This is a genomic window from Brevundimonas sp. UBA7507 (assembly GCF_002478355.1).
GTDB lineage: Bacteria > Pseudomonadota > Alphaproteobacteria > Caulobacterales > Caulobacteraceae > Brevundimonas > Brevundimonas diminuta_D.
This window is the reverse complement of the sequence record NZ_DLNP01000002.1, coordinates 96,061-119,800: the sequence shown is the minus strand read 5'-3', so window position 1 is coordinate 119,800 and position 23,740 is coordinate 96,061. Positions and strand designations below refer to the sequence as shown.

Genomic DNA, 23,740 nt, shown 5'->3' with positions numbered 1-23,740 from the left:
GCTCAGCCCTCCTTGATCTCGAACACGCCCGGCGCGGCGTCCGGGCGGATGTGGGCGCGCGGCCCTAGCTGCGCCACCCAGGGGGACAGGATCGCCGCTGACATCGAACTACAGTGCAGCGTCAGGCGCGGCGCGGCGCGATCCGTCAGCAAGGCGAGGCGCAGGCGACGCAGGGCGCCGATCTCCAGCGCCCCCGGCGCCGCAAATCGTTCATCGGCAGGCGTACGCCCCCACGGCAAAGACAATTGCAGCAGGCCGAACCGGCTCAGCGGCCCGATCGCCGCCCCGGCGTGATCGGCGAACGCCTGGCGCGCCATGGATAGAGTGGTCTCTGGATGCAGGCCGACGCCCACTAGGTCGATGGCGACCAGACCGCCCCACCCTTTCAGCGCCAGCAACCGCGCCGTCTGGCGCAGGCCTTCACGATTCACCGCCTCGCGCCCCTTGCGGGAATCTCGACCGGCGGCTGGCGCGTAGTCAATGTCGACCGCGATCAGGGCGCGCGTCCGCTGCACGGCCAGGTCCAGACCCACGCCCGGTTCGATCACGCCGTCGGACGACGCTTCTTCTTCAGCCTCCAGCGCCGCATGAATCGCCTCGGCGCCCGTGGACACAGGCACGCCCGGCGCCAGCATGTTCAGAATGGCGGCGACGTCGGGTCCGGCCTCCAGCAGACGCGGCTCTCCGCTCGCCTCTCCCAGGCGGCGCAAGACCGGCCCCTTGCGCTCGCGCGGCTCGGCCGTGACCAAAAGTTCAAGCTTAGCGCCTTCCGCCGGACGATCCGCCTTGCCCAACGGCAGAAAGCCGAACGGTTCGCCGCAACCCAGGTCGACGAAGGCGCCGTGCAGGCCGGCCGCCAGGCGCGCCACACGGCCGACGACGCGGGCCCCCAGGCGATGCTCGGGCCGATCATCGTCTCTATGTATAATGAGGGCGTAGGCGCGGCCGTCGCGAAAGACCATGCCCCGGGTCTCGCCCGGAGCCGCGTCCAGGAAGACCTCGACGCCGGCCATCAGGCCGCCTCGCCTCTCCAGCCTGCGCCGCGCAAGAGATTCGCCGCCTCATACAGAGGCAGGCCCATGACGGCGGGGTGGCTGCCGACGATTCGGGTGATGAAGGCGGCGGCCCGGCCCTGAATGCCATAGCCTCCGGCCTTGCCGCGCCATTCGCCCGAAGCGACATAGGCGGCGATCTCGTCCGGCGACAACGGCTTGAAGCTGACGCGGGTGTCGACCACGCGCCAGGACGTGCGCCCGCGGCAGATCACGGCCACGCCGGTGAAGACGCGATGATTGCGCCCGGACAGCAGCCTCAGAAAGCGGATAGCCTCCGCTTCGTCAGCGGGTTTTTCCAGCAGGCGGCGCCCCACGGCCACCACGGTGTCCGCCGCCAGGACCACGTCGTCGGGATGACGCCCAGCCACGACGGCCGCCTTGGAGCAGGCCAGACGCTGGGCCAGACGCGGCGGCGTCTCGGCCTTCTGGGGCGTTTCGTCGATATCGGCGGGATCGACCAGATCGGGCGCTATGCCGATCTGCGCCAGCAATTCGATGCGGCGCGGGCTCGACGAGGCCAGAATCAACCTCGGAGCCAAGGCGTCAGGACGCGACACGCGCGTCCTTACTTGAAGCGGTAGGTGATGCGACCCTTGGTCAGGTCATAGGGCGTCATTTCGACCAGCACCTTGTCGCCGGCCAGCACCCGGATGCGGTTCTTGCGCATCTTGCCCGCGGTGTGGGCGATGATCTCGTGATCGTTTTCCAGCGTCACGCGGAACGTCGCGTTCGGCAGCAGTTCGCTGACCACGCCGGGGAATTCCAGCAGTTCTTCCTTAGCCATGCGGCCTCTCTCGCCCGTGTGAACAGCTACGGGCCCGCGCCGAGCGTGAGCGCGAGCCGTGAAAGTGAGGGCGCCTAATGCACCAAAACGCTTAGATAGTCGAGTTCAGCCCCGACGGTAGAGGGCGCAGACCAGGGTGAAGAGCCGGCGCGCCGTCTCCTGATCGATCTCCACCTTGCCGTCCAGTCGACTTTTCAGTAGGGCGGCCCCTTCATTGTGCAGCCCGCGCCGCCCCATATCGACCGACTCGATCTGGCTGGGCGAGGAGCCGCGCAGGGCTTCATAATAGCTTTCGCAGATCAGGCCGTAGTCACGGATCACCGTCTTCATCGGCGTCAGCGACAGGACATGCGTCCGGCTGAAATCCGGTCCGGCGATATCGAAGGCCAGACGATTATCCTGCGACGACAGGGCCAGGGTGTAGGGGCCGCCCGCCGCGCCGTCCGGAATGAAACTGTTCTGCTCGACCAGATCGAAGATGGCGACCCGGCGCTGATGCTCGATCTCGGCCGTGGCCGCCGGCAGGGAGGCGTTGTCGATCTCGATCGCGGTCAGCTTGTGCGGTCCGCTCATTGCGCCGCTCCGTCCAGATGGGTCGGCGCCACCCGCGCGGGCCAGCGTTCGGAAAGGTCGGTCAACACAGCATCCAGGCACTCCACGTCGATCCGCAGATCGCCGCCGCCCGCGAACATCATCATCACCTGACCGCCCGGCGCCTCGGTCGGCAGGAAGTCGAGCGCCAGCAGCTCCAGCGCCGCCTCGGGCAGGCGCGGCAGGCGGCGGCTCTTGACCGCCTGGACGTCGCCGAACTGCATGGCCGCCATGACGCGCGTGCCGCCGCATTCCCAGCAGAAGCGCGACAGGACGACGGTCAGGCGCCGCGCCTCCTTCTCCCAGCGGATGTCGACCGGACGCATGATGGCGTCCTGAAGCGCGGCCGAGATGATCTGCAGGTCGTCCGCGTCCTCGGCCAGCAGGCGCAGGGGCGTCATCGGCGCCAGGCTTTCGCCCGCAGCGCCTTCGTCCGCCACGTCGTCGGTCAGGGTCGAGATCGGTTCGCCGTCAGTGCTCATCGCCCTCCCCTTTGATCCGTCGGACATCGGCGCCGCAGGCGCCCAGCTTGTCTTCCATCCGCTCGAAACCGCGATCCAGGTGATAGACGCGGCCGACCGTCGTCTCACCTTCGGCCACAAGACCGGCGATGACCAGAGACATGGAGGCGCGAAGGTCCGTCGCCATGACCGGCGCGCCCTTCAACCCCTCGACGCCGCGCACCACGGCCTCGCCTGCATGGACGGCGATGTCCGCGCCCAAGCGCGCCAGTTCCGGCGCGTGCATGAAGCGGTTCTCGAAGATGTTCTCGTGGATGACGCTTTCGCCCTCGGCCGTCGTCATCAGCGCCATGAACTGCGCCTGCAGGTCGGTGGCGAAGCCCGGATAGATCTCGGTCGTGACGTTGACCGCCTTCAGCCGCTGCGTCGGGTCGCGACGCACGATCAGGCCGTCCTGCGTCGGTTCGATCTCGACGCCCGCCTCGACCATCTTGTCGGTCAGGGCGGTGATCAGGTCGGCGCGGCCCTTGGTCAGGCGCACCTCGCCCCCCGCCATCGCCGCAGCAAGCGCATAGGAGCCCATCTCGATTCGATCGGGAATCACCGACCAGGTCGCGCCCGACAGGGACGAGACGCCGGTGATCGTCAGCACGTCCGTATCCAGGCCCTCGATCTTGGCGCCCATGGCGATCAGGCAGCGGGCCAGGTCGCCGATTTCGGGCTCGCGCGCCGCACGCTTCAGCACCGTCGTCCCGTCCGCCAGCACGGCGGCCAGCAGGGCGTGCTCGGTCGCGCCGACCGATACGAAGGGAAACTCGATCTCGGCCCCGCGCAGGCCCTTGGGCGCGGTGGCGCTGACATAGCCCTCTTCCAGCTCGATCGCCGCGCCCATGGCCGTCAGGGCCTGAAGGTGCAGATCGACCGGCCGAGCGCCGATGGTGCAGCCGCCCGGCAGGGAGACCTTGGCGTGCCCCGTGCGCGCCAGCAGCGGTCCCAGCACGTTGAACGAGGCCCGCATCTGACGCACCAGGTCATAGGGGGCGAAGGTCGAGGTCAGCTCCGGCGCGTGGAACAGGGTCTCCTGCCCGTCCGCCCCGTCGCGCTCGGTCACCTCCACGCCGAACTGGCGCAGCAGCTGGCCCAGGAAGCGCGTGTCCGCCAGGCGCGGCATGTTCGTCAGCAGCAGGGGCTGATCCGTCAAGATCGACGCCGCCATCAGCTTGATCGCCGAATTCTTGGCCCCGCTGACCGGGATGGAGCCGTTGAGGCGATTGCCGCCGTGAATGACGATGCTGTCCATGGGTGTCGGGGAAGTCCTGGGAGGCCCGGACCCCTACGGCCCGGCAAACCGGTTATCTAGCAAGCCGGACGGCGCCCGCGAAAGGCCGTAACGTCGCAAAGCGGATGACTTTCAGTTGCTTTCGCTCGGCGGTCGCGCACCACCCGCGCCCGGCGCCTTTCGGCGGCGCAGATTCGTGCGCAGGGCGGCCGCCAGACGCGCGGCGCGCTCGGCCTTGGCCAAGGCTGCGGGGCTGGCGGAAGGGGGCGAGGCGACGTCAGCGCCCGTCTCGTCTGCGTCTTTGGTCGGCTTATCCATGACGGCAGCAGACCGCGTGCAAAGATTTTGATCAAGCGTGCATTTTTGGCTTGGCCCGGTCGAAACCTTTGGCTATACGGCCGCTTCCTCAGTGACCCGCCGCCGTAGCTCAGTGGTAGAGCGCATCCTTGGTAAGGCTGAGGTCGGCAGTTCAATCCTGCCCGGCGGCACCACACTGACCCCTTGGATTTACAAGGGTGTTCCCGACAAATCAAAAGCCACCCCCTTGCGGGGACCATGCTGATAGTTGCGGAACATTGTTATGAACTGGTCGCAGTTGTTGGGCGATTCTTAGGAGCGCCCTCTACTTCACCTGCCCTCTTGGGCAACAACTCCGGCCCTACCTGCCCGAATTGCCTGATGGAAGTCCCCAAGGGCTTCCTAAGTTCCGCTCATGCGAACGCCAGACTGAGAGATTGGCGCCCATCGCTGAATTGAAAACGGCGGCCCCGATTGGAACCGCCGCTCTTATTCAAGGCGTATATTTACTGCATTCCGTGTGCATAATCACAGGCCTCTTTGCCCTCAATCATGCATTGCTCCCGCTGCGGTCCAACCGGGTATGCTGCTCGGCAGTTCCTTATATTGTCGTAAAGGCACTGCTCGTACGGTCCCCGATTGATCTGCACATAGGTCTTGGCATTGCTAGAATTTGCTGAGACGAGACCAGCAATCCCGGCCGCCACGAACATGCCCAGCGCGCTCAGACGAGCAACACCACTGTTCAGTTTGATCATTGGATAACCCTCCCTAGGAGACAATCTCCAAGCGCAATGAGAGCAGATATCGCAGCTTTCACAAAACATCACTCTGTGAACGCGACATTCAGCCGCCAACCCACCTCTCTCGCCCACCTATGAGGCAGGTACAAAAAGGCCCCAAGCAATGCTTGGGGCCTTCTCTGTTTAGCACATTGTAGAACCAAAGATTACCTTAAAAGATGATGCCAGTCCCATCTGGATTACACCAGCCGATCAGGGTGGAGGTGGAATGCGCCGTTACCTCGCCCCATCCACTGGCTGCTGGATCTCCAGCATAACAACCTTGCCTCGCGTACCCAACCTGAGACGAATGAGAGGCATCGGAATAATAGCTGTACTCGTATATATAATAGCCTGATTGAATTGTCGCTGTTGCGGAATTCGCCGAGAACGACGTCGCAGAAATCACTACCGAAGCCAAAATGAAGAGGTTTGGAATTCCCGCAGCTATTCGCTTCACGTTCAACAAAACTACCTCCTTATGTGCTCATGATGAGAACCTGGAGGTCGACATAGGAACAACTCGACATCAAATAATGCTGGTGTGTAAGTTCTAAGACATGACTCCACGTCCATCATGAAGACCCGCTCCACGTCCGGACGACTCGCCCCGCCAATCTTGCTGGGCGCTAGGAAGAGGCGCCCAGCTCTTGAGCTAGAGACGTAGCCCTTTCCTCGGTTGAGCGCCGCCGCGGAATGGGACGACCGCCTTGATCGACACTGTCGGGTCGGCCAGCAGGGCGTCGTCCACCGGCGCCCCCTTCCCGATCACCAGGCGTCCGCCCATGAAGTCGGCGGGGGCGTTGACCGCCTCCACCGCCACGATCCTGTCGCCGCTCAGATGGAAGACCGAGAAGGCGCCGCCGGCCGGATCGCCGCGCACCAGTTGCCGGTCGGCGTCGAAGGGCACGCCGGCGATCTGCAGCTTGACGTCATACTGGTCGGACCAGAACCACGGCACTTCGGGCGCCGGGGCCGCGCGGCCGACGATGGCGCTGGCCGCCTGCTTGGCCTGCTCCAGGGCGTTGGGCACGCTCTCCAGCCGGTGCATGACGCCGCCGTGGACCGGGATTGGACGCCGCGTCACATCGCCGATGGCGTAGATGTTCGGGTCGCTGGTGCGGGCCGTCTCGTCCACCACCACGCCATTGTCGCACGTCAGTCCGGCCGTGCGCGCCAGGGCCTCGCAGGCGAAGGCGCCGACGCCGACCAGCACCGCATCCGCCGCGATCAGCGTCCCGTCCGCCAGACGCACGCCCGCGTCCTCGAACCCGGCGACCTCGACGCCGGTCAGGATCTCGACGCCATGCTTTTTGTGCAGATCGGTGAAGAAGGCCGACAGGGGCTGAGACGCCACGCGGGCCAGCACCCGGTCCATGCGCTCGATCACCACCACCTCGGCGCCCAGGGCGCGGGCCGAGGCCGCCGCCTCCAGACCCACATAGCCGCCGCCGACCACCGCCAGCCGCTTGCCGGGAGCGAGAACCGCCTTCAGCCGTTCGGCGTCATCGAGGGTGCGCAACTCCAGCAGATCAGGCCCGTCCGCGCCGGGAAGGGTCAGCTTGCGCGCCGTCGAGCCGGTGGCCAGGATCAGCTTGTCATAAGCCTCGACCGCTCCATCAGCGAAGGTCACGGTCTTGGCGCCCGCGTCGATGGCGGTCGCCGTGACGCCCGTGCGCAGGGCGATGTCCTGCTCGGCGTAGAAGCTCTCGGGGCGCAGCAGCAGGTCTTCCAGCCCCGCCTCGCCCTTCAGCCAGGCTTTCGACAGGGGCGGCCGCTGATAGGGCGGCGCATCCTCCTGCCCCGCCAGGACGATCTCGCCCTCGAACCCATACTGCCTCAGCAGCGCCGCCGCCGAGCCCCCCGCGTGTCCCGCGCCGATGATCACAACCTTCGACAGGAGAGCCGAGCCATCAGCCGACATGACTTTTTCCTTCATACTCAATCTGTTTTCAGCGGCGGTTACGCGCCCGTGGGAGCGGTCGGGTCCGGCTCGGAGGGGGCAAAACGCGCGCCCAGGTCATAGGCTTCGCCAGGGAAGGTCAGCCGCACGAAGGTGATGCCCTCAGCCCGCCGCCAGGTTCGACGCTCCAGCGACAGACAGGCCGCCGACGGCTCGAGGCCCAGCGTCGCCGCCGTCGCCCGCGACACGTTCACGGCGCTGATCTTATGCTCGGCCTCAGTCCAGGGCACTTTTTCAAGCAGCCAGGTGCCGGGCGGAATCTCGTCGAACGCCGCATCCCTGGCCTGAGGAACCGAGGTCAGGCAGATCACCCGCTCCTCCAGGGCGAACGCGCGGCCGCTGCCCTTGTGCAGGCAGCGCAGTTCGATCACTTCGCCCGCAGCGGTCAGACCCAGTTCGCTGGCGTCGCGGCGATGAGCGGCGCGGATCTTCCGCATCAGCAACTCATAGCCATAAGGCTCGCCGCGCTTCTGGATTTCCGCCTGGATGTCGGGAATGTCCAGCAGCACCGAATGGATTCGCGGCCGCGCCACGAAGGAGCCGAACCGCTTGCGGCGGACGATCATGCCCCGCTCAGCCAGCGGCGCCAAGGCCTTGCTGACCGTCATGCGCGAACAGTCGTAGTCGGCCATCAGCTCATGCTCGAAGGGAATGCGGAAGCCCGGCGGCCACTCGCCCGACAGGATGCGCTCGGCGATGTCGGACCGGATACGCCGGTGAAGCGGACTGTCCATGCGCCCCTCCCAAGGTCATGGCGGCCTTCTTCAGGCTCTGAATCATGAAGAAGCCGGGACGCCGTCACGGGCGCCCCGGCCTTTGGCATCAGCGGCGACGCCGCTCCTGCCACCATTCAATGCCGTCATGCAGATAGGCGAAGTCCTGTCTGCGGAAGGCCTGGAACAGCATGATGAAACCGCTCAGCGCCAGCCACAGGCAGCCGGTGGCGATGATGATGATGAGCGGGTGGTTGAAGCTCTGGCGATCCGTGTAGTCCATGATGTGGATCATCCAGAACACGTCCCACAGCCGCCAGGTGTTGGTCTTGGCGCCCGCAAGTTCGCCCGTCTCGGCGTTCAGAATGAAGGTCGAGCGCTCCTTGTCCGCGAACTCGACCCGCCAGGCCGGCAGGGCGAAGTCGCGGGTCTCCAGCGTCGGCTTCTCGACCCGCGTCACCGAGGTGATCGCCGCCGAGCCGTTGAAGGCCGCCGTCGCCAGGGCCTTGGCCCGCTCAGCATCGATGACCACAGGCGCGGCGCTAACTGGATCGACCAGCTTGATCCCCTCGGCGGTCGTCGCGGCGAAAACCCATTGATCATGCAGCGGCCGCAGTTCGATCTGCGACGCAGGCGAGCCGACCGCCTGGGACACCTGGGCCAGAGACAGCACCTGGGTGGGCGCAGGGCTAGGCTTGACCTCGGCCAGGACGTGACCGCCCGTCACCTTGTGATGGTCGATCATGGCCATGACGGCGCCGCTGATCGCCCACAACAGGAGTTGGATGCCCAGAACCAGGCCGAACCACTTATGAAGTCTGCGAAGTAGAAACATGGACGGTCCTCACGCAGCGGCTTTTTTGCGCACGCGGCGCTTGCGGCGGAAACTGAAGATCAGGAGCCAGGCGCCCGACAGGGACGTCGCCACCATCATCCAGGTTGCGACCTTGAGCAGAGCGTTGTTCATGTTGTCGCGCGTCTCGTAGTCCATGATGTGGAGCATCCAGAAGAAGTCGAAGCCTCTCCACAGGTCATGGCGTCGGGACAGCAGTTCGCCGGTATGCGGCGAAAGGTAGAGGGTCGGCTTCCACATCCCCTCGAACTCGACGCGCCAGATCGGCGCGGCGCGGCCGCGGATCTCGCCGGGAATCTCGGTCAGCAGCTCAGCCTTCACGATCCCGCCCTCGGGGGCGTAGATCCGCTCGGCGCGCCGGCGAGCGCCGGCCTCGTCGATCAGGGGCAGTTTCTGGCCCGAGCGGGCGTCGTACAGCGCCTGCCCGCTCGCATCCGTCAGGATGTAGAGCGGCTGATCCAGTTGCTGCACCAGACGCAGGCTGCTGGCCCGGTCGGCGCCCTGCAGGATGGCCGACGGCTCCACCAGACCGTCGGTCGCGATCGGCCTGGCGTCCGGCGTCCGTATCAGGTGGTCGCCATGGATGATGTCGATATGGATGGCGGTCATGTAGAGACCGCTCACAATCCAGAACAGGGCCTGGACGCCCATGATGAGCGAAAACCACTTGTGGGTTCTACGCGCCAATAGAGGCCAGCGTATCATTTTATACTCACGGGTTGTGAGAGAAGGCTGCGTCAGGCGGCGTTCCAGAACACCCGCCTGACGCACCTCACATCGGTTTTAGTTGAACTGATACGTCAGGCGGACATACCCGCGACGGCCCAGCAGATCGTAGGTCATCGTATCGGTGTTGCCGTCGGTCCAGCTCTGGATGAACGGGGCCTTCTTGTCGAACAGGTTGTCGATGCCGAAGGCCACGTCGACGTTGTCGTTCACCCGGTAAGAGAACTGGGCGTTGTGGTAGAAGACAGCGTCCGTCTGATAGCCGATGTCGCCCGGCGAAGCGTTGAAGTCCGTCGCCTCGCCGATCATCTGGATCGAATAGGTTCCGGCCCAGCGCTCATCCATGACCGTCAGGCTGGCGTTCGAGCGCCAGTGCGGATAGCCGCCGTTGCCGCCGCCGATGTGACCGTCGAAGATGATCGGATCGCCGCCCTCGAAAGGCGTGATGACGTATTCGTCCAGATAGGTGGTGTTCCAGTCCAGGCTCGCGCGACGCTGGCCTATGTCGAAGGCGTAGCGCACGCCGATGTCCACGCCCTTCATCGTCTCCAGGCCCGTGTTGGAGGGCTGGGCCGACAGATAGTTCACTTCGCCCGTCAGCGGATTGCGGGTGAAGCTGTCCGGCTTGCAGAACGGGTGGTCCATGTTCGGCGTCGCATAGCAGATCGCCAGCCTGGTCGAACCGGGGATGGAGCGGATGGCGTCCTCGACCTTGATGTCGAAATAGTCGGCCGTCAGCGTCAGGCCGCTGATCTGCGTCGGCTGCCACACCAGGCCCAGGGTCAGGGTCTCGGTGCTTTCCGGCTTCAGATTCTCATTGCCGCCGACCGTGGTCAGGATGGTGGTGCCCATCTGCACATAGCCCGCCGGAACGCCCGAGGCCGCACAGTTGGCGATCAGGACGGCGTCGCCGCTCGTGTTGTAACGACTGCACGGATCGGTCGTGGTCAGATTGCCCTCGGCCACGCCGCCGAACAGTTCCGGCACGCTGGGAATGCGGAAGCCGGTGCCGTAGGTGGCGCGCAGACGCAGGCTGTCCACCACCGACCAGTTCAGGCCCAGCTTATAGGTCGTCTCGCCGCCGAACATGTCATAGTCCGAGTAACGGACCGCCCCGTCCAGCTCGAGCCGCTGCACGAACGGCAGGTCGCTCAGCAGCGGCGCCGACAGTTCGACATAGGCTTCCTTGGCCTTGGTCTCGCCCGCGATCGGATCCTGCTGGTTGGTGTTGGCGTAGCCCAGCACCGTCAGGGCGTCAGGGTCGCGCCAGCCCTTCTCTTCGCGATAGACCAGTCCCGCCGCCATCGCGAGCGAACCGGCGGGCAGCTCCATGACCGTGCCGCTGACGTCGAAGGTGAAGCTCTTCTGCTCGTTGCCGCCCGTGTCGCGCGAGTTGAACAGAATGTAGTCGAGCACCTCCTGGCTGACGTCGCCCACGCCCAGATAGTCGCCGCATGGGACGGCGGAACCCGGCGCCGAACTACACAGCGAGGTGTTCAACGTATCGCCCAGCCGTTGCAGATTGACGATGTTGGTCATGCCGTCGACGCCGGTGTTGCGGCCCCAGTTGGCGGCGGCTTCCCAGGTCCAGTCGCCGACGATGTCGCCGCGCGCGCCGCCGACAAAGCGGTAGGTGTCCGTTTCCTGGAAGAACTGGCGTTGGCCCGGCTCGACCAGCAGGCGGCGGATCAGCATCAGATCCTCGCCGGTCGGGTTGGTCGGGTTGTCGGCCGCGATGGCGATATTGCGCAGGGCGCCCGGCGCCGCCATCTGGTTGCTTTCGCGGTGGGTGAAGAACAGTTCGCCGAACAGGCTGACCTTGTCGGTCAACCGATAGTCGGCCAGCACAGCCGTGCTGAAGCGTTCGATCGGCGAAGAAGCGTTCAGATAGACGTTCGAGTTGTGGTTGTGCTTGGCGGGGCTGTACGGCTCGTAGAAGTCGCCGTCCCCGCCCGGCGTCTGGTTGAAGTTGATCATCTGCCCGTTCGGCAGGACCGCGCGGCCGCCCGGCGTCGTCGAACTGGAGAGGCAGGTCAGGGCGCCGTTGACCTCGCCCAGGCCGCAGGGCGCACGGCTGGCCAGGTTCACTTCCTCGGACTTCTGATAGGTCAGGGCGGCGGTGACGCTGCCCCGGTCGTTCTTGATGCCCCACAGGACGTCGAAGGTCACATCCTGGCCGTCGCCTTCGTCGGTGATGCCGTACTTGCCCGACACCTTCAGGCCTTCATAGCCGTTGACGGTGATGATGTTCACCACCCCGGCCACGGCGTCCGCGCCGTAGATGGCCGAGGCCCCGTCCTTCAGCACATCCATACGCGCGATGATCGGGGTCGGGATCATGTTCAGGTCAGGGGCGCTGTTGGCGCCGGTGCCGCCGTTGACCACGCGACGACCGTTGATGAGCGTCAGGGTCCGGTTGATGCCCAGGCCGCGCAGGTTCACCTGCGCCGTGCCATAGCCGTTGCCGGTCCAGTAGGAGTTCGTCTGATTGCCCGCTGCGCCGGCCGACGATGGCAGGCGCTGCAGCAGAGTCTCGACATTGGTGATGCCGGTGCGCTCGATGTCCTCGCCCGTCACGACCGTTGCGGGGCCGACCCCGGTGATGTCCTGACGTTTGATCCGGCTGCCGGTGACGACGATGTCGTCAACATTCGTCACATCGACTTCCTGAGCCGACGCCGCCCCGCCGTACATCGTCGCGGCGACAGCCGCCCCCGCCAACAAAAGCCTCTTTTTCATCGTCCCCATGCCTTCCCGCTTAGGTATTCGCTCAGAACCTTTAGCTCCGACTGGGACGGAACCTGTGCGGGGGGCGTCTTGAGCGTCAAGTCATGTATATACATATGATCGCTCAAAAATCGGCACTATTTATGCTATTTTAGCAGGAAATAGGGATATTTTCGCCCCAAAGATGACCAAATCAACGGCATCTCCCCTTCCCCTTTCTCGAAAGACGGGCTGGACATGACTATTTTCCGTTGCTTCAAATGATCATGCGATTTAAACATTACCGTAGATTATTTCGTTTTAATACTTGAGAAACGGCAATACGCAGCCGAACGCCCAACCCCTCAAAACAATGTGGGGACAGGCATCATATTTTCGGGAACAGACAAAAGAACGTCACAAGATCGAATCCTGCGACGGTTCCGCTTCGCCGTTCGGCGCCCATGGGTCACGCCAGATCGAACGCCAGGATCATGTCTTCGTACTCACGCCCGCCCACGCTGAAGCGCCGTTGGCCGAGTCCGACAAATCCCGCGCGGGCATAGAAGGCCAAGGCCCGCTGGTTCTGCGCATAGACGCCCAGCAGCAATCGCTGCGCGCCCCGACGTCGCGCCTCGTCCTGCGCGGTCGCCATCAAGGCGCGGCCCAATCCCCCGCCCTGGAATCGGCTCAGGGCGTAGATCCGCTTCAGCTCCAGATCATCCTCGCGGACCTCGACTTCGGGAAGCTGCGGCTTGTCCAGCAGCGCATAGCCGATGGGCGCGCCATGTTCGACCTGAGCCAGCCACGCCGCCGCCCCCGCCTTCAATCGCTCCGCGTAATAGCCGGAGGCATGTGCGACGCCGCAATGCGCGACGATGGCCGCGCCGTCCAGCACCCCTGCGAACGTTTCAAGAAAGGTAGCCGCCCCGATCAAGGCCAGGGCGTCGGCGTCATCGGCCTGCGCGCTCACAATCGTCCAGGCCGACGCATTCGACGCTTCACTCAACGCCCTCACTCAGAACTCCATTGCTCGTCGCCCGGCAAAGAGCGCTCGCGAGAAGCTCCGTCAGCTGGAGCTTGACGGCAATACGACGAAATCACGCAGGGCCGCGCCATCGCCCGCGCGACAGCAAACCGAAGATTATTCGGCCTTTGCGCCATTATCCCGACTGGTCAACCCTGACCACGCGCCGCTAGCTTCGCCCCATCAAGTTTTGTTCGAGGGGCTGAGGGGCTTTTCATGAAGCGTATTCTGATGACCACGGCTGCGGCGCTGACCGTGGCCTTTCCGGCGTTCGCACAGACGCCCGCAGCGGGCGCGGCTGATGCGACTCCGAAGTGGGACGTGCAGAACCCGATCGGCGCCCAGCGCGACGTCAACATCAACGTCGACGAAGGCACCTGGATGGCGCTGGACGTCAGCCCCGACGGTCGCGAAATCATCTTCGACCTGCTGGGCGACATCTATGTGATGCCGATCAGCGGCGGCGAGGCTCGCCCGATCGCCTCGGGCGTGGCCTGGGACATGCAGCCGCGCTATTCGCCGGACGGTCGTTTCATCGCCTTCACCTCGGACCGCGCAGGCGGCGACAACCTGTGGGTCATGGACCGCGACGGCTCCAACCCGCGCCAGGTGTCGAGCGAGACCTTCCGCCTGCTGAACTCCCCCGCCTGGACGCCGGACAGCCAGTTCATCGTCGGGCGCAAGCACTTCACCTCATCGCGCTCGCTGGGCGCGGGCGAGATGTGGATGTACCACCGCTCGGGCGGCGGCAGCGGCGTGCAACTGACCGAGCGCCGCACCCAGCAGAAGGACACGGGCGAGCCCGCCTTCTCGCCCGACGGCCGCTACATGTACTTCAGCGACGAATCCACGCCGGGCGGCGTCTTTGAATACTCCAAGGATCCGAACACCCAGCTCTATGTGATCCGTCGCTTGGATCGCGAGACGGGCGAGATCAAGCCCTTCGTCACCGGGCCGGGCGGCTCGGTGCGCCCCACCCCGTCGCCGGACGGCAAGTCGCTCGCCTTCGTGCGGCGCGACCGCTACCAGTCGACGCTCTACGTCATGGACCTGGAGTCCGGGCGTGAGACGCCGATCTACGACGCCTTGGATCGCGACATGCAGGAGACCTGGGCCATTCACGGCGTCTATCCGGGCTTCGCCTGGACGCCGGACAACGGCTCCATCGTCATCTGGGCCGGCGGCAAAATCCGCCGCATCGACGTGGCCTCCAAGGCCGTCAGCGAAGTGCCCTTCCGCGTAACCGACACCCGCCGGGTGCAGGAGACGGCCCGCTTCCCTGTCGACGTGGCCCCCGCCCAGTTCGACGTGAAGATGATCCGCTGGGCCCAGACCTCGCCGGACGGCTCCAAGGTGGTGTTCGAGGCCCTGGGCAATCTGTGGGTCCGCGACCTGCGCAACGGCGTGGCCGGAACGCCGCGTCGCCTGACGCGCCAGAGCGACCATTTCGAGCTCTATCCGTCCTGGTCGCGCGACGGCCGCTCCATCGTTTACACGACCTGGAACGACGAGAACCTGGGCTCCATCCGCGTGGTTCCGGTCGCGGGCGGCGAAGGCCGCACCATCACGACCAACCCCGGCCACTATCTGGAGCCGCGCTTCTCGCCGGACGGCCAGACGGTCGTCTATCGCACCTCCAGCGACGGCTATCTGCGCTCGGCCATGTGGAGCCGCGAGCCGGGCATCTACCGCGTCTCCGTGCGCGGCGGGGAGCCGGTCAAGATCACCGATTCCGGCGCCAACCCGCAGTTCGGCGCCCGTAACGACCGCATCTTCCTGGCCGATCGCGACGGCGACAAGCGCGTCCTGAAGTCCGTCAACCTGTCGGGCGAAGAAGAACGCACCCACCTGAGCAGCGACTGGGCGGCCGAGTTCTCGATCTCGCCGGACGAGCGGTGGATCGCCTGGACCGAACGCTTCAACGCCTATGTCGCCCCCTTCGTCCCGACGGGCCGCCCGATCACGGTCGGCGCCGACGCCAAGGCCCTGCCGCAGACGCGCGTCACCCGCGACGCCGGCGAATGGCTGCACTGGTCCGGCGATTCCAGCCGTCTGCAGTGGTCGATGGGGCCGGAGCTGTTCTCGCGTCCGCTGAGCGAAAGCTTCGCCTTCATGGACGGCGCGCCGGCTGACCTGCCCAAGCCCGCCGAACACGGGATCAAGATCGGTTTCAGCGCCGATTACGCCCGCCCCAGCGGCGTCACCGTCCTGACCGGCGCCCGCCTGATCACCATGAAGGGCGAAGAGGTGATCGAGGACGGCGTCATCGTCGTCAACGGCAACCGCATTGAGGCCATCGGTCCGCGCGGCTCGGTCACGGTTCCGGCCGGCGCCCGCGTCATGGATATGGCCGGCAAGACCATCATCCCCGGCCTGGTCGACGCCCACTGGCACGGCCGCATGGGTTCGGACGAGATCATCCCGCAGCAGAGCTGGGTGAACTACGCCGCCCTGGCCTTCGGCGTGACGACGCTGCACGACCCGTCGAACGACAACAGCGAGATCTTCGCCCACAGCGAGCTGGCCAAGGCCGGGCGCGTGGTGGCGCCGCGGATCTTCTCGACCGGCACCATCCTGTCCGGGGCGGCCACGCCGACGACGGCCGTGGTCAACAATCTGGACGACGCGCGCTCGCACCTACGCCGGATGCAGGCCATCGGCGCCTGGAGCGTCAAGAGCTACAACCAGCCCCGCCGCGACCAGCGCCAGCAGATCATGCAGGCCGCCCGCGAGCTGGGCATGATGGTCGTGCCGGAAGGCGGCTCGCTGTACCACGCCAACATGAGCATGCTGGTCGACGGCCACACCACCATCGAGCACTCGGTGCCGGTGGAGCGGATGTACGACGACGCGGTGCAGCTATGGTCGCAGACGGGGACGGCCTACACCCCGACCCTGGTCGTCGGCTTCGGCGGCGCCTGGGGCGAGAACCACTGGTACGAGACGACGGACGTCTGGAAGGATCCGATCCTGACCCAGTACGTGCCCCGCCGCATACTGGACGCGCGTTCGCGTCGTCCGGTGAAGACCCCGCCGGAAGAGCTGAACCACATCTCCATCGCCCGTGAGTCCAAGCGGCTGATGGATCAGGGCGTCTCGGTCCAGATCGGCGCCCACGGCCAACGCGAAGGCCTCGGCGCCCACTGGGAGCTGTGGATGTTCGAACAGGGCGGCATGAGCGCCCACGAATCCCTGCGCGTCGGCACCATCAACGGCGCTCGCGCCCTGGGCATGGACAAGGACATCGGCTCGCTGGAAGTCGGCAAGCTGGCCGACCTGGTCGTGCTGAACGCCAATCCGCTCGAGAACCTGCGGGACTCGACCAAGATCGGCTACACCATGATCAACGGCCGCCTGTTCGATAACCACATGAACGAGGTCGGCGGCGCTGAGCGCAAGCCGTTCTGGTTCGAGAGCGAAGGCGGTCAGGCCTGGAGCGCCGACGGCACCACCTCGGCCGCCGACAGCCACGGCCACACCCACGACTGATCCCGCCGCAAGGCAGGAACGCGAAAGGGCCCGGCATCCGCCGGGCCCTTTTTCGTGGTGACTCTGTTGACCCTAAGCGTTGGTCGTCGCCCTTCATTCCCGCTCAGCCCGGCGGACGCCGGGATGAGCGAAGGCCGGCAGCATGAAAGCCTAAGGATGACGAAAGATAAAAATCTCGCGCTTGCGCCTTGAAGCGCGAACGGGGCGGGGGGCTTACTCCCCCAGCCCTCGCACCGAGGCTTCCAGCAAGGCGTTGCGCCGCGCCGCACGGCCCTTCAACCAGCGCATGGCCAGCACCAGCGCCAGCACCACTGCGCCGAAGGCCAGCAGCCACAGGGTCGGGTTGTGCGCCTCGCTCATCATCTCCAGCTTGGCCAGGCCCTTGGCCGCCAGATAGCCCGGCGCCAGCATGGCCAGCACCCAGACGAAGGCTGAGCTGACATTGGCGAACTGGAAGACGCGCTGACGCATCTGCAGCACCCCGACCATCACCGGCACGAAGGCGCGCAGCGGGCCGAAGAAGCGGCCGATGAAGATGGAAGCCACGCCGTAGCGGCGGCAGTACAGGCGCGTCCAGGCCAGTTTGCGGCGGTGCGGAACCAGCAGATGGTGGCGCAGCACCCGCGTGCCCAGACGGCGACCGATCCAGTAGGAGATGGCGTCGCCCATGACGGCGCCGATGACGCAGCCGCCGATGACGGTGAACGGGTCCAACACGCCCGCGGCCACCAGGCCGCCCGCCGCGACCAGCAACCCCGTCGCCGGCACGAAGGCGCCGATGACCACCAGGGACTCAAAAAAAGTCACCGCGCCAAGGATCACGCCGGCCCACATGGCGTTGCGGGCGATGAAGTCGGCGGCCGAGGTAAGCAAACTGTCCATACTGATCCTTTGCCCGAGGGCATATGGGATCAGACCATGGAAAGGGAATGCGGCGATGCGACGCCTGAAGGGAAAAAGCGCACGGCGTGACCCTCAGGCCGCACTTCGGCGGCTGTACATCCTACCGCGAGGCGTCGTCGGGCGTGTCGCGGCCTTCCTCGTCGAGATCAAACGGACGGATCCGACTGAAACGCTCGCGCGGGCTGCGTACGCCCCAGGGCCCAGGCGCGGCGCCGTAGGCGTCGCGCCAGCCGTAGTCGTCCAGGCCGAAGCGTCCCGCACCAAAACCATAGGGCCCATAGCCATAGCCGTAGGGATAAGCCCAAGGCGCGTTCTTCGTCTGGCTGAAGCTCAGGTTCAGCATGCCGTTCTCGCCCAGCGGCAGAGAAACCGCCGCACCGAAATCCTTATAGCCGCCGGTGCCGATCCCGGCGCTGACCTGACCGTGCATCTTGCGCGGCGCGGCCTCTTCCCAGGCGTCAGCCCAGGTCTCAACGGGCGGCGCATCCGCCTTGCGCTCGCCGATCCAGCGGGAAATCTGCTCTTCTGTAGACAGGCCGTGGGGGGCTGCCGTCTGCAAGGTGACGGCGGGCGAGGCGTCGCCGACCGTCGCAGCCAATGCATCGGCGCTCGCCGTCGGCACGGCGCCCGGACCAGCGCGCGGCGCCGTCGACACCACGCCCTCGGGATCGCTGCTCGCCAGCAAGAGGGAAGCGGCCATGAGTTCGATCAGCATACGCATCTACTCCCGTTCACAAGCACCCTAACCCCAAATGCGGCCAAGGTCAGGCCGTCCCGTCGTCGCGCCCTAAGGGATCAGGCAGAAGCTCGCCTTCAGCCACGAAACTGAGCGCGACCGAGTTGATGCAGTAGCGCAGGCCCGTCGGCGGCGGGCCGTCGGGGAAGACGTGGCCCTGATGGCTGTCGCAACGGGCGCAGCGCGTCTCGACCCGCACCATGCCGTAGCTGTCGTCGCGCACGGCGCGGACGTGAGCCGGATCGACCGGCTCGTTGAAGCTGGGCCAGCCGGTGCCGCTCTCGAACTTGGTCCCCGAGCGGAACAAGGGCAGGCCGCACTCGCGACAGCAGAAGACCCCTGCCCGCTTTTCACCCAGCAAGGTTCCGCAGAAGGGCGCCTCGGTGCCATGGGCCAGAAGCACGCGCTTTTCTTCCGGCGAAAGATCGGCCTCCAGCGCCACGCGCTGACTGTCGGTCGGCGGCGTCAGGTCATAGCCGGAGGCGGAGCGCATCGGAGCAGCGGATTCGGTCTGGGTCATGATCTCAAAATAGGAAGAGCCGGACGGTCGTTCCACCGTCCGGCCCTCGATAGTCCGCAATGAACGTTCGGATCAGGCGCCGAACAGACCGTTCACCCAGGTCCGCACGGCGGCTTCGTCGGTCGGGTCGCCGGCATAGGCCAGGGCGCCGGCCGGGGCGTAAGGCGCGTTGTTGCCGCGCTGGCGCGTCGTCCAGGCCTTATGACCATAGCTGAGGTCGGCGTAGTTGGACGGCAGACGCAGGGTCGTCGGCTCGATGAAGATGGTGTCCTCAGCCGTCGTCGAGCCGGCGATACGCACGTTCGGCAGACGGCTCAGCAGGTCCAACGTGTCCAGGCAGCCGCCCGAACAGCCGGCGTCGACCAGCACGATCACCTGGCCCTGCACCGGGTTGGCGGCGCCGGTGTCCGGCGTCGCCGGACGGCCCGGCATGACGAAGGTCGGCTGACCGGCGGCGATGGCGCTGTCGAAGGCGGCGACGATGGCCTGGGTCTGCTCGATCACCGCGCCCGATTCCTGAACGAAGCGCGGATCCGACACCATGCGGTTCAGGGTGTCGGCGAACCACTGACGGTTGGCGGCGGTGGCGCGGTAGGTGATCTGACCGGCTTCCGGCTGGCGGCTGACGGTGAACTCCGGCGACCAGATGCGGTTGGCCAGGCCATAGCCGCGCGAGGTGGCGTTCACCGACGACCCGTTGGCGCCGCGCAGGTCGAGCACGAAGCCCTGCGGTCCGCGGATGGCGGCGGACTGCGCCTCGATCTGGGCGAAGAAGGCGTCCCAGGCGGCGTCATCGGCCAGGGAGTGGACGTTGATCCACGGGCGCCCGTTCACCGTCTCGACCGACAGGGGCGCGCCCGACGGGACATAGACCGAAGCGCGATAGGCCGCTTCCAGGTTCTGGGCCGTGGCTGGTTGCGGCGACAGGGTGAAGTCGCGGGTGCGGCGGCCGACCTGGAACTCGCAGGTTCCGGGCACGCCCGTCGTCATCGGGTTGTTGCGGTTCCACAGCAGATAGGGTGCGCTGCGGACGCGGCCAGCCTCGGTCGTCAGGTCGCCCTCGAACTGGTCCAGCTTGGCCTTGGCCAGGTCTTCGATCGGCTCGGCGTTGCAGCTCTTGAGCACGGCGCCCAGCGGCGGCGCGCCGCGCACGCCCGGCTGAACATAGGAGACGACATACTGGCCGTTGCGCCAGGCCGTGGCCACGCCCGGCCAGCTGGTGGCGAAGAACGGACCCAGGCCCTCATAAGTCGGGCGGGCGGCGATGTTGGAATCGCGGAAACCGTTGGCGTACCAGCGCAGCAGATAGGCGTGGCTGTCGCCGCTGTTGACCTGACCGGCCTTGGCCTGCGCCTGCTGCAGGCCCGCATCCAGCCAGGCGCGGAAGGGGGCGCTGGCGTCGCCCGGCACCACGGCGGCAGGGTGGTTGTCGCGCAGGGCCGCGTGCATGGCCTGAAGGTCTTGCCGCGCCAGATCGCTGAAGTTCTGGGCCGAGGCGGCCGAGGCGGCGAAGCTCAGGGCCAGTACGGCCGCCGAAGCGGAAAGCAGACGTTGCATAGGGGTTCTCCCAGTCCGTTCAGTATGCGGGTTGGTCGTGTTTTAGACCCATTAACGGCGCCGTCGCCACCCCTGTGACGAAATTGCACCGCTTTGCAGACCGCGGCGTTTACGCGCGCCCGTTTCCCGACTAGGCCGTGGTTTCCGCAGGCGCAAAACGCGCCGAAACGCCGCGTGCCCCAGCAATGACCGCCCTGGCTGATCTGTTTTTGAATTCTACGGGGCGCATCGGTCGAATTCGATTCTTGGCGGGCGCATCCTGCCTGATCGGCGCCTGGGTCGCCGTGGACATTTTTCTGCGAACGCCCGGCTGGCTTCACGCCCTGGTCGCGGCCGCCCTGCTCTACGGCGGCTTCTGCATCCTGTCCCAACGCCTGCATGACCGGGGGCGCTCAGGTTGGTGGAGCGGGCCGATCCTGCTGGCCTTCGCCCTGGCCTGGCCGCAGCCGCTGACGCTTCTGGGCTGGGTCGCGACGGCCGCCCTCGTCCTGATCGCCTTCGACCTTGCGGTCCTGCCTGGTCAGAAAGCCTTCAACCGCTACGGCGCCGCGCGTCAGAGCGGCGCGACGCCGGGCTGAACCGGCCCGAACACCTGCTGGAAGGACGACTTCAACGCATCATCCGCCTCGTCCATAGTCGCCAGCACGCCCAGATCGACCAGGCTGGTTACGCCGTGTTCTGTGATGCCGCACGGCACGATGCCGCCGAAATGGTCCAGATCCGGCTCCACGTTCAGGCTGATGCCGTGGAAGCTGACCCATTTGCGGACCTTGACGCCGATGGCGGCGATCTTGTCCTCGCGGCTCCAGCCCGCGCCCTTGCGCTCGACCCAGACGCCGACGCGCCCCTCGCGCATTCCCGCCTCGACGCCGAAGCGGTCCAGGGCGCCGATGATCCAGTCCTCCAGCCCGTGAACGAAACCGCGCACGTCCTTGCCGCGCTTATTCAGGTCCAGCATCACATAGGCCACGCGCTGGCCCGGCCCGTGATAGGTGAACTGCCCGCCTCGCCCCGTCCGGTGCACCGGAAAACGGTCGGGCGCCAGCAGGTCGTCGTCCTTGGCCGAGACGCCTGCAGTGTAGAGCGGCGGGTGTTCCAGCAGCCAGACGAGCTCCTCGGCTTCTCCGGCGGCGATGGCGGCGACGCGCGCCTCCATAGCGGCCTCGGCGGCGGCGTAGTCGACATAGCCGGACGACAGCGCCCATTCGACAGGACGGCTGTCTTCGCGAAGCAGGCGGCGTTGGGAAGAGTTTAACGGGTCGGCAAGCATGATGCCCTCAATGTGGGGCCGAACGCGGCGGCGCAAGGGCCGCCCGTTGATTTGCGAGTATCGTCTTGAGCCAGATCGAAGCCGTCGATGTCGAGATTTCGGTCGTGCTGGGCCGTTCGGTCCTGCCGATGCAGCAACTGCTGCGCATGGGCCGCGGCGCGGTGATCCCGCTGGACGCCTCGGAAAAGGACGAGGTCTGGATCCTGGCCAACAACCATCCGGTCGCACGCGGCGAGATCGAGATTCGCGACGACCGCATCGCCATCACGGTGACGCGCCCAGCCGATGTCTATGATTTCATGGCCGGGGCCGCCTGAGCCATCCCTCGCCTGTCAGGAGAAGGAATCGCGCCTGTCTCCGCTATTTCCGCAAAACGCTCTTTTCTTTCCGTCGGCTCTCCGCTATTGCCCGCCCCTCCGATGCGAGCGGTCGTGGCGGAATTGGTAGACGCGCAGCGTTGAGGTCGCTGTGGGGCAACCCGTGGAAGTTCGAGTCTTCTCGACCGCACCATCTGATCTGACAGGGCGAATCTCGGCTAGATAGGCTGTAATCATCTCAGAGGAGGCAGATACGTGACCCACACGGACCTTGCCCCTCTGCGCCCCGAAGACCCCCATTTCGAAGACGAAGATCACGCCGCCCTCGGTGAAGACTACGCCCTGACGGCGGCCTTCGTCGAAAAGGTCGTGGACGCCGCGGACGACGGCGACGGCATGCGTCTGCGCGGCCTGCTGGAAGACCTGCACCCCGCTGACGTCGCCGACCTGATGGGCTTCCTGACCGCCGAACACCGCTCGGTCGTGGTCCAGTGGCTGCCGCCCGAACTGCTGGCGGAATCCCTGCCCGAGATGGACGACGGCATCCGCGAGAAGGTGCTGGAGCGCGTCCCCTCCGCCACCCTGGCCGAAGCCCTGCAGGAACTGGATTCGGACGACGCCGCCTCGGTCGTCGAAGATTTGGAGGACGACCAGCGCGAACGCGTGCTGGCCGCCATGCCTGAAGTCGAGCGCGCCGCCATCGAATCCTCGCTGGGCTATGCGGAGGATTCGGCCGGTCGCCTGATGCAGCGCGAGTTCATGGCCGCGCCGCAGTTCTGGAACGTCGGCGACACCATCGACCACGTCCGAGCCCAGGGCGACGACCTGCCCGAGCTGTTCTTCGACATCTATGTGGTCGATCCGATGAATCGGCCGGTCGGCGGCGTCGCCATCAGCCGTATGCTGCGCAGCCCGCGCGCCACGCCCCTGATCGAGCTGATGGAGCCGGTCAACGCCATCGAGGTGGACGTCGACCAGGAAGAGGTCGCCTACATCTTCGAGAAATACCACCTGATCTCGGCGCCCGTGGTCGATACGGGCGGGCGGCTGGTCGGCCAGTTGACCGTCGATGACGTGGTCAACATCATTCAGGAAGAGAACCGCGAGGACATCCTGCGCCTAGCGGGCGTCGCCGACGAGGACCGTTCGTCCAGCGTATTCGAGATCGTGCGCGGCCGCGTGCCCTGGCTGGGCATCAACCTGTTCACCGCCATGCTGGGCGCCAGCGTCATCGCCCTGTTCGAAGGCACCATCCAGCAGATCGTGGCCCTGGCCGTGCTGATGCCCATCGTCTCGGCCATCGGCGGCAACGCCGGCACCCAGGCGCTGACCGTCACCGTGCGCGCCCTGGCGACGCGCGAGCTGAACGCCTCCAACGCCCTCAGAACCTTCTGGCGCGAGATGGCCGTCGGCTTGGCCAACGGATTCGTCCTGGCGCCGCTGATCGGCCTGGCGGCGGGATTCTGGTTCCAGGACTGGCGCATCGGCGCCGTGATCGGCGCGGCCATGATCCTGAACCTGCTGGTCGCGGCCAGCGTCGGCGTACTAACCCCGCTGACCCTGTCGAAGCTGAAGTTCGACCCGGCCGTGTCCTCGGCCGTGTTCGTGACGGCGACGACCGACTTCTTCGGCTTCCTGATCTTCCTCGGCCTGGCGACCATCGTCCTGCTGTAAATCTGACCTGAAACGGCCCTGCCCGTTTCGGAACGAG

At 66.1% G+C, this 23,740-nt stretch carries 23 protein-coding genes and 2 tRNA genes; 6 read left to right on the top strand and 19 right to left on the bottom strand.

Translation table 11 applies throughout. From position 1 onward, the window contains the following. Positions 1 to 2 precede the first annotated feature (2 nt). The 7 genes from B3D50_RS02060 to B3D50_RS02030 all read right to left on the bottom strand — a co-directional run bounded on the left by B3D50_RS02060 (position 3) and on the right by B3D50_RS02030 (position 4,488). Positions 3 to 1,013: a ribonuclease E/G gene (locus B3D50_RS02060; RefSeq protein ID WP_286949198.1), complete on the bottom strand. Its 1,011-nt coding sequence runs from the start codon at positions 1,011 to 1,013 to the stop codon at positions 3 to 5. Next, positions 1,013 to 1,612 (bottom strand): Maf family protein, encoded by a 600-nt coding sequence (locus B3D50_RS02055; RefSeq protein ID WP_286949197.1) that lies wholly within the window; start codon positions 1,610 to 1,612, stop codon positions 1,013 to 1,015. Before B3D50_RS02055 ends, B3D50_RS02060 begins: the two co-directional genes overlap by 1 nt. Before the next feature lie 8 nt (positions 1,613 to 1,620). Continuing rightward, positions 1,621 to 1,839 carry a translation initiation factor IF-1 gene (gene infA / locus B3D50_RS02050; protein WP_003164348.1) on the bottom strand — a complete coding sequence of 73 codons (219 nt, stop codon included), beginning with the start codon at positions 1,837 to 1,839 and terminating at the stop codon, positions 1,621 to 1,623. Between the two features lie 105 nt (positions 1,840 to 1,944). Next, positions 1,945 to 2,412 (bottom strand): UPF0262 family protein, encoded by a 468-nt coding sequence (locus B3D50_RS02045; protein WP_286949195.1) that lies wholly within the window; start codon positions 2,410 to 2,412, stop codon positions 1,945 to 1,947. Next, positions 2,409 to 2,912: a DUF2948 family protein gene (locus B3D50_RS02040; RefSeq protein ID WP_286949194.1), complete on the bottom strand. Its 504-nt coding sequence runs from the start codon at positions 2,910 to 2,912 to the stop codon at positions 2,409 to 2,411. Before B3D50_RS02040 ends, B3D50_RS02045 begins: the two co-directional genes overlap by 4 nt. Then, on the bottom strand, positions 2,902 to 4,191 hold the full coding sequence (murA, locus tag B3D50_RS02035) for a UDP-N-acetylglucosamine 1-carboxyvinyltransferase (RefSeq protein ID WP_286949193.1): 1,290 nt from the start codon (positions 4,189 to 4,191) through the stop codon (positions 2,902 to 2,904). The genes B3D50_RS02040 and murA overlap by 11 nt, the downstream gene beginning before the upstream one ends. Positions 4,192 to 4,302: 111 nt before the next feature. Beyond that, entirely contained in the window at positions 4,303 to 4,488 is a 186-nt protein-coding gene (locus B3D50_RS02030) for a hypothetical protein (RefSeq protein WP_003164343.1), read from the bottom strand. A 98-nt stretch (positions 4,489 to 4,586) separates the two neighbouring features. Between B3D50_RS02030 and B3D50_RS02025 the strand changes: the two genes are divergently transcribed. Continuing rightward, positions 4,587 to 4,661: transfer RNA gene (locus tag B3D50_RS02025), tRNA-Thr, on the top strand. A gap of 312 nt (positions 4,662 to 4,973) precedes the next feature. Here B3D50_RS02025 and B3D50_RS02020 read toward each other — a convergent pair. The 7 genes from B3D50_RS02020 to B3D50_RS01990 all read right to left on the bottom strand — a co-directional run bounded on the left by B3D50_RS02020 (position 4,974) and on the right by B3D50_RS01990 (position 13,183). Continuing rightward, positions 4,974 to 5,225: a hypothetical protein gene (locus B3D50_RS02020; RefSeq protein ID WP_286949192.1), complete on the bottom strand. Its 252-nt coding sequence runs from the start codon at positions 5,223 to 5,225 to the stop codon at positions 4,974 to 4,976. A gap of 679 nt (positions 5,226 to 5,904) precedes the next feature. After that, the gene (locus tag B3D50_RS02015) at positions 5,905 to 7,173 is read right to left on the bottom strand and encodes an NAD(P)/FAD-dependent oxidoreductase (RefSeq protein ID WP_286949190.1); all 1,269 of its coding nucleotides are present in this window, start codon (positions 7,171 to 7,173) and stop codon (positions 5,905 to 5,907) included. A 38-nt stretch (positions 7,174 to 7,211) separates the two neighbouring features. Next, a complete protein-coding gene (gene hutC / locus B3D50_RS02010; RefSeq protein ID WP_286949189.1) occupies positions 7,212 to 7,946 on the bottom strand; it encodes a histidine utilization repressor in 735 nt (244 codons plus the stop codon). Positions 7,947 to 8,034: 88 nt separating this feature from the next. Then, positions 8,035 to 8,760 (bottom strand): PepSY domain-containing protein, encoded by a 726-nt coding sequence (locus B3D50_RS02005; protein ID WP_286949187.1) that lies wholly within the window; start codon positions 8,758 to 8,760, stop codon positions 8,035 to 8,037. Between the two features lie 9 nt (positions 8,761 to 8,769). Then, positions 8,770 to 9,483, bottom strand: coding sequence for a PepSY domain-containing protein (locus B3D50_RS02000; RefSeq protein WP_286949185.1), 714 nt, complete (start codon positions 9,481 to 9,483; stop codon positions 8,770 to 8,772). Between the two features lie 78 nt (positions 9,484 to 9,561). Then, complete coding sequence (locus tag B3D50_RS01995; protein ID WP_286949184.1) at positions 9,562 to 12,243, bottom strand: TonB-dependent receptor; 2,682 nt, start codon at positions 12,241 to 12,243, stop codon at positions 9,562 to 9,564. A 436-nt stretch (positions 12,244 to 12,679) separates the two neighbouring features. Beyond that, entirely contained in the window at positions 12,680 to 13,183 is a 504-nt protein-coding gene (locus B3D50_RS01990) for a GNAT family N-acetyltransferase (RefSeq protein ID WP_128116584.1), read from the bottom strand. 270 nt (positions 13,184 to 13,453) lie between these two features. On the opposite strand from B3D50_RS01990, the gene B3D50_RS01985 reads away from it, so the two are divergent. Further along, positions 13,454 to 16,726 (top strand): amidohydrolase family protein, encoded by a 3,273-nt coding sequence (locus B3D50_RS01985; protein WP_286949182.1) that lies wholly within the window; start codon positions 13,454 to 13,456, stop codon positions 16,724 to 16,726. Between the two features lie 213 nt (positions 16,727 to 16,939). Here the strand turns inward: B3D50_RS01985 and B3D50_RS01980 are convergent, their stop codons facing one another. From B3D50_RS01980 to B3D50_RS01965, 4 genes are all read right to left on the bottom strand, one after another. Continuing rightward, on the bottom strand, positions 16,940 to 17,608 hold the full coding sequence (locus tag B3D50_RS01980; protein WP_003164335.1) for a DedA family protein: 669 nt from the start codon (positions 17,606 to 17,608) through the stop codon (positions 16,940 to 16,942). A gap of 121 nt (positions 17,609 to 17,729) precedes the next feature. Further along, on the bottom strand, positions 17,730 to 18,350 hold the full coding sequence (locus B3D50_RS01975) for a hypothetical protein (protein ID WP_286949181.1): 621 nt from the start codon (positions 18,348 to 18,350) through the stop codon (positions 17,730 to 17,732). Positions 18,351 to 18,393: 43 nt separating this feature from the next. Continuing rightward, entirely contained in the window at positions 18,394 to 18,885 is a 492-nt protein-coding gene (gene msrB / locus B3D50_RS01970) for a peptide-methionine (R)-S-oxide reductase MsrB (RefSeq protein ID WP_286949180.1), read from the bottom strand. Positions 18,886 to 18,957: 72 nt separating this feature from the next. After that, the gene (locus B3D50_RS01965; protein ID WP_286949179.1) at positions 18,958 to 20,442 is read right to left on the bottom strand and encodes a hypothetical protein; all 1,485 of its coding nucleotides are present in this window, start codon (positions 20,440 to 20,442) and stop codon (positions 18,958 to 18,960) included. A gap of 185 nt (positions 20,443 to 20,627) precedes the next feature. Between B3D50_RS01965 and B3D50_RS01960 the strand changes: the two genes are divergently transcribed. After that, complete coding sequence (locus B3D50_RS01960) at positions 20,628 to 21,020, top strand: DUF805 domain-containing protein (RefSeq protein ID WP_286949178.1); 393 nt, start codon at positions 20,628 to 20,630, stop codon at positions 21,018 to 21,020. Here B3D50_RS01960 and lipB read toward each other — a convergent pair. Next, the gene (gene lipB / locus B3D50_RS01955; protein WP_286949177.1) at positions 20,996 to 21,712 is read right to left on the bottom strand and encodes a lipoyl(octanoyl) transferase LipB; all 717 of its coding nucleotides are present in this window, start codon (positions 21,710 to 21,712) and stop codon (positions 20,996 to 20,998) included. The genes B3D50_RS01960 and lipB overlap by 25 nt on opposite strands. A gap of 65 nt (positions 21,713 to 21,777) precedes the next feature. Here lipB and B3D50_RS01950 point away from each other — a divergent pair, with 65 nt between their 5' ends. The 3 genes from B3D50_RS01950 to mgtE all read left to right on the top strand — a co-directional run bounded on the left by B3D50_RS01950 (position 21,778) and on the right by mgtE (position 23,703). Next, on the top strand, positions 21,778 to 22,029 hold the full coding sequence (locus B3D50_RS01950) for a FliM/FliN family flagellar motor switch protein (protein WP_003164329.1): 252 nt from the start codon (positions 21,778 to 21,780) through the stop codon (positions 22,027 to 22,029). Between the two features lie 108 nt (positions 22,030 to 22,137). Then, positions 22,138 to 22,222 (top strand) — tRNA-Leu (locus tag B3D50_RS01945). 62 nt (positions 22,223 to 22,284) lie between these two features. After that, positions 22,285 to 23,703: a magnesium transporter gene (gene mgtE / locus B3D50_RS01940; RefSeq protein ID WP_286949176.1), complete on the top strand. Its 1,419-nt coding sequence runs from the start codon at positions 22,285 to 22,287 to the stop codon at positions 23,701 to 23,703. The last annotated feature ends 37 nt before the right edge of the window (positions 23,704 to 23,740 follow it).